The sequence below is a fragment of the Paracoccus sp. IB05 genome, from assembly GCF_016405985.1.
GTDB lineage: Bacteria > Pseudomonadota > Alphaproteobacteria > Rhodobacterales > Rhodobacteraceae > Pseudogemmobacter.
Genome location: NZ_JAEFCF010000072.1, coordinates 1 through 11,809, shown reverse-complemented (window position 1 = coordinate 11,809; position 11,809 = coordinate 1). Strand labels below are relative to the sequence as shown.

10 protein-coding genes are annotated in these 11,809 nt (G+C 59.0%); all 10 read right to left on the bottom strand.

What is annotated here, in order from left to right; all coding sequences use genetic code 11:
* Nucleotides 1-364: 364 nt before the first annotated feature.
* Nucleotides 365-3,406, bottom strand: coding sequence for a type I restriction endonuclease subunit R (locus JC607_RS24755; protein ID WP_198839379.1), 3,042 nt, complete (start codon nucleotides 3,404-3,406; stop codon nucleotides 365-367).
* 2 nt (nucleotides 3,407-3,408) lie between these two features.
* The gene (locus JC607_RS26235) at nucleotides 3,409-4,098 is read right to left on the bottom strand and encodes an HNH endonuclease (protein ID WP_370584949.1); all 690 of its coding nucleotides are present in this window, start codon (nucleotides 4,096-4,098) and stop codon (nucleotides 3,409-3,411) included.
* Nucleotides 4,085-5,359: an AAA family ATPase gene (locus JC607_RS24745; protein WP_198839377.1), complete on the bottom strand. Its 1,275-nt coding sequence runs from the start codon at nucleotides 5,357-5,359 to the stop codon at nucleotides 4,085-4,087. Before JC607_RS24745 ends, JC607_RS26235 begins: the two co-directional genes overlap by 14 nt.
* Nucleotides 5,360-5,361: 2 nt before the next feature.
* Nucleotides 5,362-6,600 (bottom strand): restriction endonuclease subunit S, encoded by a 1,239-nt coding sequence (locus JC607_RS24740; protein WP_198839376.1) that lies wholly within the window; start codon nucleotides 6,598-6,600, stop codon nucleotides 5,362-5,364.
* A complete protein-coding gene (locus JC607_RS24735; protein ID WP_198839375.1) occupies nucleotides 6,597-8,600 on the bottom strand; it encodes a class I SAM-dependent DNA methyltransferase in 2,004 nt (667 codons plus the stop codon). The genes JC607_RS24740 and JC607_RS24735 overlap by 4 nt, the downstream gene beginning before the upstream one ends.
* A 45-nt stretch (nucleotides 8,601-8,645) precedes the next feature.
* A complete protein-coding gene (locus JC607_RS24730) occupies nucleotides 8,646-8,849 on the bottom strand; it encodes a type II toxin-antitoxin system Phd/YefM family antitoxin (RefSeq protein WP_198839374.1) in 204 nt (67 codons plus the stop codon).
* A 373-nt stretch (nucleotides 8,850-9,222) separates the two neighbouring features.
* On the bottom strand, nucleotides 9,223-9,498 hold the full coding sequence (locus tag JC607_RS24725) for a type II toxin-antitoxin system RelE/ParE family toxin (protein ID WP_198839373.1): 276 nt from the start codon (nucleotides 9,496-9,498) through the stop codon (nucleotides 9,223-9,225).
* Entirely contained in the window at nucleotides 9,491-9,784 is a 294-nt protein-coding gene (locus JC607_RS24720; RefSeq protein ID WP_198839372.1) for a type II toxin-antitoxin system RelB/DinJ family antitoxin, read from the bottom strand. Before JC607_RS24720 ends, JC607_RS24725 begins: the two co-directional genes overlap by 8 nt.
* A 466-nt stretch (nucleotides 9,785-10,250) precedes the next feature.
* Complete coding sequence (locus tag JC607_RS24715) at nucleotides 10,251-10,442, bottom strand: hypothetical protein (RefSeq protein ID WP_198839371.1); 192 nt, start codon at nucleotides 10,440-10,442, stop codon at nucleotides 10,251-10,253.
* Nucleotides 10,443-10,453: 11 nt separating this feature from the next.
* Nucleotides 10,454-11,809: phage tail tape measure C-terminal domain-containing protein (locus tag JC607_RS24710; protein WP_304612932.1), on the bottom strand; the 1,356-nt coding region annotated here is incomplete at its 5' end.

The following is an 11,809-nucleotide window of genomic DNA, read 5'->3' as shown; positions in this document are numbered from 1 at the left end:
CCTTTGAAGAGAGCATCGCTCTCAGAAGACCGGAACAGAACCGGGACAGGTCCAAGCATGTGCGAAAGTAAACCGCGAGCGATGTGCAAAACTTCCAGAGGGCTGGATATGCTTTCGGTCCCAGCCCTCACGCCTCTCGGCGGCGCTGTTGGCCACTCGTGACGGCTACGTGGCGGGGCGGCAGCGTGGGGACGGGGCAGCAGAGAGGCTGACCACAGCGGCGAAGGGCGGAAAGCCACCTGACCGCACTGCGGCACAGCTGTCGCAGCAAAACAGATGGAGCGGACAGTCCTGCAGCGTGCGGCGAGGTTCCGTAAATCCTTCCCCTTTATTCGTGTTAGAAAGATAGCGCTCTCAGCACTCTTCAATTCTCAATAGGCGCGTTTTCTACTGTCTGGTTGAGTTTGCGATAGGCTTCAGATGATAGCCAACCCGTCACGACTTTCTGGAATGATTTATCGTTCATGAAGCGAGCGAAAATTTCTTCGTTCTGGTCCATTCTCTCCACAAACAGCGCTTCCAAAAGATTTCTGAAGACGAGTTCAAACTTGTCGCCTGGATTCACGGCTGCCGCTTGCCTTAAGGCTGCATCGGAGATCGCCGCTTCCACAATCTGATCAAAGAACAGCTGGTCGGCCTGATTGAAGTCGGTGCCGAACCGGTCGTTGACGACATCGATGAGTCGCGAGAGCGGCACCGCTTCCTCTTGGAGTACACCGGTTCCGACCTCGGATGGGCCATCGAGCCGGTTGGCCTGGCCATCGTTAAGGCTGATCGAGCCTTCGCTAATCTTCTGCAGGCGGTAGTATTCAAGCCGCACCTCGTCATCGAATTGGTAGGAGGGCCCGGCGCCGCGCTTTGGCAGTTTAGTCGCGAGATGGCGCAGGAAAACATAGAGGCGTTCGAGGTCGGTGTCCTGATATGGAATGATCTGGCTGAGGAATCCATAGAGACTACAAAAGGCCATCAACTTGCCGCGCCACAGCTCGGCCTCGTCGGGCTTCTCCTGCTGAGTCTCCTTGAAGCGGGCCACGCAAGGATCAAGCGCGGCATTCATCAACTGATGATCGTTTGGGCTCTGGCGTTGGCGCGGCTTAAAATAGACGGCGCTGAAGCGGTCCACGTCCGTGACAACATAGATGCCCTCGGCGTCCAGTTGGCTCTTGATCTCATACATTCTGGCCGGATCGACGTCCTCGCCGACCTCCGCGCCTTCGAAATAGGTCTTGAATGCCTCGCGGATTTCATCGCGCTCGTTGACGAAATCGAGGACGAAGGTGTCCTCCTTCAGGGGGTGGGTTCTGTTCAGGCGAGAAAGCGTCTGTACCGCCTGGATGCCGGCAAGCCGCCGGTCCACATACATCGTGTGCAGCAAGGGTTGATCGAAGCCTGTTTGGTACTTCTCGGCGACGAGTAACACTTGGTATTCCTGCGTAGCAAAAACCTCCGGCAGTTCCTTCTCACGGACGCCGAGGTTCATGCCTTCCTCGGTGTAGGTGACGTCCTTCAGCTTGTCGTCCGTGACGATGCCTGAGAAAGCCACCAGCGATCTGATGGCGTATCCCTTCTCCTTCACGTAGCGATCGAAACTCTGCTTGTAGCGAACGGCCTCGAGACGCGAACCCGTCACCACCATGGCTTTGGCGCGGCCACCGATCTTGTGCTGGGTAGCTGCGTGGAAGTGCTCAATCATCACTTCGGTTTTCTGAGCGATGTTGTGCGGATGAAGCTTAAGGAACCGCGCCAGGGCGCGTGCTGCCTTTTTACGCTCGACATTCGGGTCATCCTCGCTTGCCTTGAGCAGCCGGAAATAGGTGGCGTAGGTCGTGTAGTGCTTCAGGACGTCGAGGATGAAGCCTTCCTCTATAGCTTGGCGCATAGTGTAGCTATGAGCGGCTTTGCCGTCTCGCCCGAATACCTTGAGCGTCTTATGCTTCGGCGTAGCAGTAAACGCGAAGAAACTGAGATTTGCCTGCCTGCCGCGTTTCGCCATGGACCGATACAGCTCGTCCATGTCGTCTTCATCATTCGCCGACATGGCTCGCGCAGCCTCTTCGCGAAGGCGCTGCCCGCCGAGAACTTCCTTGAGGTCAGTTGCCGTCTCGCCGCCCTGCGAGCTGTGTGCCTCATCGATGATCACTGCAAAGCGGCGCATCGTCAGCACACCTCCTTCGGCGTCGCCTCGCTCTTCGGCGATCTTGGCCAACTGACGCGAGACGAATGGAAACTTCTGAAGTGTGGTGATGATGATCGGCACCGCACTTTCGAGTGCTGCCGCCAGCTGGCGCGAGTCCTCGTCAATCTTCTGGACAACGCCGTGTTTGTGTTCGAACTGGTAAATCGTGTCCTGAAGCTGCTTGTCGAGGACCACCCGGTCGGTGATGACGATCACACTGTCGAAAACCCGCGCGTTCGCGTCGTCGTGCAGCGAAGCGAGTCTGTGCGTCATCCACCCGATGGTGTTGCTCTTTCCGCTGCCGGCCGAGTGATCAATCAGATAGTTGTTACCCACCCCTTCTCTCAGCGCTTGATCGACCAACGACCGGACCGCTTCAAGCTGGTGGTACCGCGGAAAGATCATCGTTTCCTTCTTGACCTTTCGACCTTGGTCGTCGCGCTTCTCCTCGACTTGGAGATGAATGAAGCGCGCCAAGAGGTCGAGCAGGCTGTCTCGTTGCAGCACATCTTCCCACAGATATGCCGTTCGGTAGCTTCTCTCCTTGGGGTCGGGCGCATTACCTGCGCCACCGTTGTTGCCCTTGTTGAAGGGCAGGAAGTGGGTGGCCGCACCTGCAAGCCGCGTGGTCATGAACACCGTGTCGGTGTCAGCCGCAAAGTGGACCAGCATGCGCCGCTTGAACTCAAAGATCGGCTCGCGGGGGTCACGATCATGCCGGTACTGGTGCAAGGCGTGCTCGACCGTCTGTCCGGTCATCGGGTTCTTAAGTTCGACCGACACAACTGGAATGCCATTCACGCTCAGCGCAACGTCCAGGGATTTTTCGGAGGTCCTCGAGAAGTGCAATTGCCGCGTGAGCCCGACCCTGTTGGCTGCGTAGCGAGCTTCCAGCTCCGGGTTCAGCCCATGCGCGGCCTTGAAGAATGCCACCCGAAGGGTCTTGCCGTAACACTTAAAGCCGTGGCGCAAGGTGGCCAGCGAGCCCTCCCGGTCCATCCACTTGGTCAGATCGGCAATGACTTGGGAGCCAGTTTTTTCCCCATGGAGCGCCTTCAGTGCCTTCCACTCCTTCGGCTGTGTGTCGCGGATGAAGGAAAGAACGGTCTCGGGGAAGATGGCGCGATCACGGTCGAACCCCGACGCAGGTTCTGGAACGGAACCATTCGCCAACAACGTGGCTTCGATGATGGCTTCGAAAGCTCCTTCTGAATGTCGAGCGTGATTCATTATTAGACTTGGCCTCCGGGTCGGGGCTGAAGGTTCTCAGCGTGATCAAAACACAAAGGAGCTGTCCCAACGAATGCTTCACGAAATCTCCTTCTCATGTCTGCATCATGGGCGAATTGCACCCAGTATATTGAGAACATACCCTTTCCCTTGGCAACTTCGACAATCAGTTCGCGTGTTTCTGGGGTATCCTGAAGTGCAAGAATAGCCCGACAACGTTCGGCTTTCCGCCAAGCTTCCTGTCGCCTAAGCCAGCGCTTGTCTGCATCAGTCGGGCGCCTAGCTGGTAGTGGGTTTCCCGGATCCTTGTCGAGGCCAGTGAGCGTGATAAGTGCATCGGCTCTCGCCCTAATCGCCGGGTCCAAAGCGGAATTGGATTTGACCAAGCCACCCGGACCGTAGTCGAAAGCGCGAAGCGTGTTGTCGAGGTCCGGCCATAGGAAGTCCGGCAACGACACTGGCTGATGGCCCTTACTAGAGTTGCAGTTAACGCAACCCAACAGGAAGTTGGTCCATGTGCTTCCCAGCGCCGGTTCCAGCGATTTCGGCTGAACGTGTTCCACAGCCAGATTGGTCTCAATTTGCCGTTCGCAGTAGCTACAGTAGTCCCCTAGCCGCGTCTGTAGATCTGGACCAGCATCTTGGTACTTCGCATAGACGTTTGGGGCAATTCCTCGTTCAACTGGACGCATCGCTACCCTCGCGCCCTTTGGTTTGTCTCTCGAGCTTCAGGAGCGCCTGGAAGGCGGGGTCATCACTGAATGGAACCGAAAGCTCGTTCAGCCGCGACTCTGCCGATGCCAAGAGCTTCCGATCTGGCGAGGGATGGCGGACCAAGGTGAAGTATTCCTCTGCCGCTTTCATCATCTCCTGATAACGTTTGCTTTTCTGAGGGAGATCGACGCCCATCACGTTTTCGGAAATGTCCTCGATACTCTTGTCCGAGTATTCGGCAAACTCGTCGGGGTCCAAGTTGATCAGCTCACCCGGCTTCATCGATTGAATTATGAAGGGCGAGTGCGTAGTGGCGATGAATTGTACATTAGGGAAGGTCGCGAGCAGCTTGTCGCGGACCTCTCGTTGCCATTTCGGGTGTAGGTGCAGTTCGAGTTCATCTATCAATACAACACCTGCGCCATGTAGCGGGTTGGGCAGTTCTGGGTTCGCGAGCGCTAGACGGCGGCCAAGGTCGCAGATCAGGGCGAGAAATGAACGCTCGCCGTCCGACAGTTGGGAAATGTCGAAACTCTGGTCGTCCTTGTCGATGAGAAGTCGAAGCGGTCTTTGCTCGACACGAAGGTTGCGAAATCCACCAAGGAAGGTCGTCAGAGCATCCGAGATCGCTCCAACGGCTCGGTCGCCGAGGTAGTTCGGATTGAGGCGCGTCTCTTCTTCTTGAAGCACAACTGCGCTGTGATAGCGGGCCATGAAATCGCGAAAGTTCACGGTCCTGTTGAAAAGCGCTCCGGCATAGGCCGCAGCCTGACCACGTGGCACTGCAGTCGGCAGCTTCTTGGGGAGACTGTATCCGGCCCGGTCTGTCGTGAAATAGACGACCAGCGGCGCTGCATCATCGGCTCGGGTCGGATCGCCATAGATGTTGCGAGCAGCCTTTTTGACCGCTGGCGAAAGCTTAGTGACCTTCGGTGCCTTCGCATCTTCGTCGAGAGAGACCCCAAACTCGATCGGGATATCCGCGCAATTGATCCTCATGGACAGCGACAGTGGCCCATGGCCGTCATGTAGGTCGAGCGGGCCGAGGGTGCGATAGCCGCTGCGCGCAGGCGAGATATGCGGCAGGATGCGCGACGCCAGCAGTGCCAACCCGTCGAGGAGCGAGGTCTTGCCGCGACCGTTGATCCCAGCGATGGCGGTGAATCTCGGTGAGAACGGGAAGGTTTGCTGGTTGCCGAAGGCCCGGTAGTTCTGGATCGTAAGCTCGCGTATCCGCATGGCTAGGCTGCCTCCGGGATTTCAAATTGGCCGGTCACGGCCGCTGCGATCAGGGCGGTACGGCGCTCTTTCAGCAATGCGATGGAGTTCTCGGTCGCGGTGCGCAGGCGGTCGATCTTGGCTGTCTCGGTGCTGATGTGTTCGACGATCTGTTGCTGTTCATCGAGCGGCGGCACGGGCCACCAGGTCTCGAAGAAGCCCTCTGGGTAGAGCCGAAGTCGGGAAGACCAGACGCCCTTGGAGAAGCGGGTCACTTCCTGCGCGAAGACGGGGATCCTGACCAGCGCATCGACGTAGTCGGGAAGCAGGCGGGGGCCAGGGGTGTAGACGTTGTATGCGGGGCTGACGATGCCATCGACGCGGGCGGTGCCCATGGCGCCCATCCAGGCCCAGAGGGTGTTGATGGCGAGGTCCCCGGCGAAGCACAGCTTGTAGCCAGCCGTGCTTTCGGCCTCGAACATGTTCACGTCCTTCTCGGACCGGGGGGTGACCCCGGTCAGATGCGAGACCGTCAGCATTTCCTCTTCGCCGGTCTGGGACCGCTGGTCGCGTTTGCTGAACAACCACCGCGACCGCTCCACCTCCCAATGCGCGGGGATGTCGCCAAGCCAGTCGATGCCTGACGGGCGCAGAGGCGCGGTAGGGTCGAGGCCACGCATGACGGTCTCGGACACGATGGCGCGCCGCTTCTCTGCCATCAGGTCGAGAAGTTTCTGCTTGGCAGCGATCAGGGCGTCGATGTCGGCAGTTTCGTTGTCGAGGTAGTCTGCGATTGCCGTCTGGGTTGCAATGTCGGGAAACGGAAAGTGGATTTTCTGGATGTCAAACGATGAGAGGTGCTTGACCGTGGTGGAATAGGTAAACTCATTTATCAGTCGCAATGGCGCAGGAAGGAGGTATAGCAGAAAACGTCGGTCAACCGTCGGCTCCGGCTCTAGTCTGCATACCCGTTGATTGAGCAGCGCCCTCCCGCCTTTCCACATTGCTGCATTGAAGTCGCCATCCATCCCAACGAGGATGTCACCGCTTTCGATGATTGCCTCTGGAACCGGTTCTCCCGAGAAGAAGACTTCCGCCTCCCGAGAGAAGATGTCGCGAATTCTAACGAGTGGCATCCCATCCGAGTCCGAGAACTGCTTTGAGTCAAAAGGATACCCATTTGTGATCCGCACGTGGTCACGTAGGCGGGCAGTCCGCCATTTGTTAGGGAGCGGCGTTCGAATCCATTCGCCACCGATCATTCCGTCACCTCTCGCAAGAGCCGCAGGATTTCGTCCTCCGCCTTCTTCAGGTCCGCGTCGATGTCGACCAGCCTGCGGGGCGGCGTGAACTGATAGAAGTGGCGGTTGAAGTTGATCTCGTAGCCAACCTTGTCCTTGCTCCGGTCCATCCAGGCATCCGGCACATGCGGCAGAACCTCGCGCGCAAAGTAGGCGTCAATATCCTCTTTCAGGGGCACGTTCTCGAAGTCGCGCAGGTCGGGATCGGCTTCGAAGCCCTTGCCGTCCCTGACGCGCTCGGCATCCGCATCCTTTTCGGTGAACACGTTGCGGAACAGCCTGACTTCGGGTGCGCGCCATCGAGACTCGCGCTTTTTCAACAGCTTCTCGATGCTGCCCCAGACCTTGTTCCAATCCAGCTCCGGCTCACGCCCCAGCGCCTGGTCGACCGCCTGGATGTCATCGAGCAGATGCGGTGCCGCGTCGAGGAACCGGGCCTTGTCCTCGACCGTTATCCGGTAGCGCAGCCGCAGCGGACGCTCGACGGTGACGCGGGTATACCCGAAGTCGGCATTGTCGAAGATCTTGGACTTGGCGTTCAGGGCGTAGCCGCCGTAGAGGCGAACAATCTCGGCGGTCTGATCGGGTTCGTCCGGGCGATCATCCCCTTCGGGTGCCTTGCCCGCGCCGATCTTGCGGCGCTTGTCGCCCTGGCTGCGACCCATGGGCATCCAGATGTCGCGCGCGTCGAGCAGTTGGATGGTGCCCTTGCGATGGTCGGGTTTGTTGTTAGTGACGACCCAGATGTAGGTGCCGATCCCGGTGTTGTAGAACATCTGCTCCGGCAGGGCGACGATGGCCTCAAGCATGTCGCGTTCGATGATCCACTTGCGGATGTTGCTTTCGCCGCCGCCCGCGCCCCCGGTGAACAGGGGTGAGCCAGAGAAGACGATGGCCGCGCGCGAGCCGTATTTCTGCGACTTGAGATCGACGCCTTCGAACTTCGAGATCATGTGCTGCAGGAACAGCAAGGAGCCGTCGTTCACGCGCGGCAGGCCTGCGCTCCACGGGCTGTCCTTCGGGGCCTTTTCGTACCGTCGAACGATTTCGTTCTGCTGCTTCTTCCAGTCCACGCCGAAGGGCGGGTTGGCGATGAAGTAGTCGAAGGTCTGCCCTTCGAACTTGTCGTCGGTGAAGCTGTCGCCGTACTGGACGTTCTCACCGCCACCGTTGTGGTCAACCTGCTTCATGAGCATGTCGGATGCGGCCGTCGCGAAGGCGCGCTTGTTGTAATCCTGTCCGTAGACGTAGAGCTTCGCTTCCTTGTGGTGATCGCGCATGTAGCGCTGTGCCTCGGCAAGCATGCCCCCCGTGCCGCATGCCGGGTCGAGCATGCGCATGACGGTGCCTGGCTTGCTGAGCACGTCATCGGCATCCATGAAAAGAAGATCGACCATGAGGTGAATCACCTCGCGCGGCGTGAAGTGATCGCCCGCGGTCTCGTTGGCCAGTTCGTTGAAGCGTCGGATCAGGTTTTCGAATACCAGGCCCATCTGATCGTTCTTCACCCGATCGGGATGAAGGTCGACCTTCAGGAACTCCTTCAGCACGAGGTAGAGGATGTTCGCCTCATCCATCTTCTCGATTTCGTTGGTGAATTCGAAGAAGTCGAATATCCGCCGCACGTTAGCCGAGAAGCCGCTGATGTAGGATTGAAGGTGGCGTGCCAAGTTGGGGGTGTCGCCGATCATCGTCTGGAAGGTCATCTCCGAACGATTGTGGAAGCGGTGACCGGATGCCTTGTTCAGCATACTGTCGAGAGCATCGTCCTCCAGCTTCCCACCCTTGCGCCGCGCATACTCCGCCAGAACCTGGTCCTTGGTGTCAGCCAGCACGCAATCGAAGCGGCGCAGAACGACAAGCGGCAGCATGACGCGTTCATACTGCGGCGGGCGATAGGGCCCGCGCAGGAGGTCCGCGATCTGCCAGATCAAGTTCGCCAGGTCCGAGTGGCTTGCCATGTCGTTCAGTCTCCTACCGGTTTGTCCGGTCTGTTGTTGTATTGATCAGTCTTCTTGTCCCGGGCGTTTGCCCAATGTCCCGGAAGCCACCTGCTTCTTCGCCTTTGCCGTCAGTCGCTCGAATTCTTCAACGGCAAGCACCACGACGACAGACCGTCCATACTTCTCGATGGCAACAGGCTCCGCCCTCGCCATGTCGATCAGCCGCCCAAAGGCATTCTTGGCATCGCGCGCCGACATGCTTTGCATGGTTAGCCCCTCCCCGAGTTGGAGCTACTTTAGCCAAGATGTGAGATGATGGATAGACGCTAACGTGCTGAGCCGAATGTCAAAGACAAGGCGCGTTACGCTTTCCTGTCCGATGGAAGGTCTGACTGCAACGCCGCCTTAAGGAACTCTGACTTGTGCTGCCCCGCGAGCGCGCCCTCCAAGAGTTCGGGAATCAACGGGTCAGACGTAGGATGCGAGCGATATTATTGGCCGAGATCCCCCTTTGCGCGAGTTCTGAATCCGCATCACCCTTGCCCCCGAGTGTTTTGCTGTGTCCTTCCTCGAAGTGCAGCTTTGAAGAATGGGGGAATGCAGCATCTGGCGAGGTCGACCGACCGCAAAGGGCCGCCTTCTACGGCCACATCTGCGCGCCGTGCAGCACCCGCAGGATCTCGATGCTGTCCGGGCTCTCTGAATACACGACGATGTAATTCTGATGCGCGATGAGTTCGCGGGTGCCGGGCAAACGTCCGGGACGATGCGCCTTCGGAAACTCCGGCAGATGCCCGATCCTGGCTTCAATCGTTTCCCAGAGCGCCAGTGCCGCAGCGGGATTGTCGGCAGCAATATATTCGATGATCGACCGCAGATCGTCGCGGGCGGTCTGCCGCCAGCGCAGCTCAGGCACGATTGCTGCGCTCGATCAGGCTGCGCATCTCGGACGCGACATCGGCATGCGACAGGGCAGGGCGGTCGTCGTCGAGGGCCTCCCGAACCTTGGCCTTAAACCATGCGTCATAGGCCTCTGGATCGGCAACGAGCCCGGCGGGCAGTCCGCCCTCCTTCGCGACCCGGGTGAGCAGGATGCGGATCGCATCCGAAAGCGTAAGGCCGACCCCGGCCAGCGCTTCCGCCGCCTGAGCCTTCAACTGGTCGTCCACCCGGACGTGGAGCATTGACGTTTGCGCTGCCATGGCTGCCTCCTTAGTCAGATCGAGTGTATCTCATTTGAGATCAGCCAGCAAGATCCAGTGCTCGCGGTCACCATCCGGTCACCTGCACGAAACTGAACGATACTCGACCACTTCGCAAAAGAGTGGACCTTCGCCCCGCCTCCGTGCCCAATTTTCCGGCATGCAGTTTGCATTGCTCAGGTGGACTCTGGTGTCATTTCCTGCGATGCGGTGACAATCCAATTTGTGGCTTCACATCGAAGATGTCAGCGGTTCAAATCCGTTATCGCCCACCATTATTCCCGCTAATGAAATCAAGCACTTAGGCCCCCTCGCGGGGGCTTTTGTGTGTGACTCGACCCGGATTTGTGTGTGATTCAGAGGCCACAGTTGTGTGTGACTCTGTGAAGCTAAAAGTTGTGGGGTTCGGTCTGTGGCAACCCCGCGTTAGCGGGGATTCGGCTTCAAGCCGAATCGTCCGTTTGGATCATTCGTCCTCGTCCTCATCCCATCGGAACCCCGGCGGCAGAGGCCCATCAATCCGGTAGTGATAAAGCCCCACCGCGATCACCGGGACCCCCGCTAGAAACAGGCGGCGGAGGCGCGCAGCATCGGCGCGGAAAGTATCGGCGTGTCGCCCGCGCGGGTCCCGGTGGCCGGGGCCGTGTTCGGTGCTCATGGTCGCCTCCTTTATCGAATGTCGCGGACGGCGCGCTGGCCTGCGGAAGCCATGTCGGCAGCGATCTGCTTTTCCGACCTGCGGAAGGCATCCGGGTTCGGGCTGTTGACCGTGAAATTCATGTGCTGGATGATCGGCGCGCTTCCACCGCCACCGGAGTCCCCGTTCAGTTCAACCCCGATCTTGCGACCTCGTGACAGAGGAATGACCGCCTCATTGTCGTGGAGAATTGCCGGGATACCCGAAGTGTTAGCCGTGCCCTGCGAATAGTGCGGCGCATTTGCGAAAGCCGAAGACGGTACAGCCGCGCGGGATACAGGAGAATGTGAGTGCCCGCCTTCTGAAAAGAGGCCCGGAATGACCATGGATGCGATCCCCTGCCACCCCCCAAGCCCCGATAGGAACCCGCCACCGCCGCCACCCGCCATACCCATGCTGATGCTGCTGGCAGCCGACTGGCCACCGGCCACCATTGCCTGATTGATCGTGGTGCCAGCCGTTGCACCTGCGGACGTCATCTGCGCGGAACCGATTGCGAGGCCCTGCTGTCCCGCCGCGCGTACGGAGGCCGCACCCGATGCAAGTCCAGACTGTGCCGAAGCGCCTACCTGCGCTCCGCCGCCGAAAAGGGCAGACTGAAGCTGTGCCGAAATCTGCTGGCCCGCCTGAAGCATCGCGGTGGAGATCGCCGTTCCCGCCTGCTGCCCACCGGCCATCATCTGCGCGGTGGTATCCCCACCAACGCCCGGGATGGAAGTATCCCCCTTAGACGAGAACAGGCCCGACAAGAGACCGCCCAGACCGCCGGTCGGAGCCTGATCTCCACGACCCATCATGGTGAGCAGCTCCTTAACTGCCTTGTCCGCCACGATCTCAGAAATGGTTCCGAGGATAGCCTCTCCGAGGTTGTTGATGTCGAACTTACCCGTCTTGATGAAGTCGGAGATCGAAGACTTCAGGGACTCGATTGCCCCCATTTCGATCTGCTTTCCAGCCTCCAGCCAGTTCGGGACGGACTTCATCCATTCCTTCACCGGATCACGGGCAACCTTCTGCAGCTCTTCATTCAAAGCCGCAGCCGCGCCGATCTGACGGATCATTGCTTCGGTCTGCTTATCGACAGAGCCGCCACCCTGAATCATCGCCTCTGCGAAGAGCTGCGCAGCTTCCGTGGTCTGGAACTGACCAGACGTGACAAGCGCCAACGCGATACGTTCAGACTCGAGACCGTTAAGACGCTCCACGAGCGTTTCGTTCAACTTTTCTGCCGCCTTTTGCTCTTCGGTCAGAGCTTCGGTCCGGCTGCGCCCGTTGTTGAACGGCTTGCAATAAGGACCCCGCTTCTGGGGTGATCGGCGTCCAAAAGG

What these genes read in the sequence shown, in the direction of transcription:
- JC607_RS24755 (WP_198839379.1), bottom strand. Translation starts at nt 3,406, where the DNA reads ATGAATCACGCTCGACATTCAGAAGGAGCTTTCGAAGCCATCATCGAA.
- JC607_RS26235 (WP_370584949.1), bottom strand. Translation starts at nt 4,098, where the DNA reads ATGCGTCCAGTTGAACGAGGAATTGCCCCAAACGTCTATGCGAAGTAC.
- JC607_RS24745 (WP_198839377.1), bottom strand. Translation starts at nt 5,359, where the DNA reads ATGCGGATACGCGAGCTTACGATCCAGAACTACCGGGCCTTCGGCAAC.
- JC607_RS24740 (WP_198839376.1), bottom strand. Translation starts at nt 6,600, where the DNA reads ATGATCGGTGGCGAATGGATTCGAACGCCGCTCCCTAACAAATGGCGG.
- JC607_RS24735 (WP_198839375.1), bottom strand. Translation starts at nt 8,600, where the DNA reads ATGGCAAGCCACTCGGACCTGGCGAACTTGATCTGGCAGATCGCGGAC.
- JC607_RS24730 (WP_198839374.1), bottom strand. Translation starts at nt 8,849, where the DNA reads ATGCAAAGCATGTCGGCGCGCGATGCCAAGAATGCCTTTGGGCGGCTG.
- JC607_RS24720 (WP_198839372.1), bottom strand. Translation starts at nt 9,784, where the DNA reads ATGGCAGCGCAAACGTCAATGCTCCACGTCCGGGTGGACGACCAGTTG.
- JC607_RS24715 (WP_198839371.1), bottom strand. Translation starts at nt 10,442, where the DNA reads ATGAGCACCGAACACGGCCCCGGCCACCGGGACCCGCGCGGGCGACAC.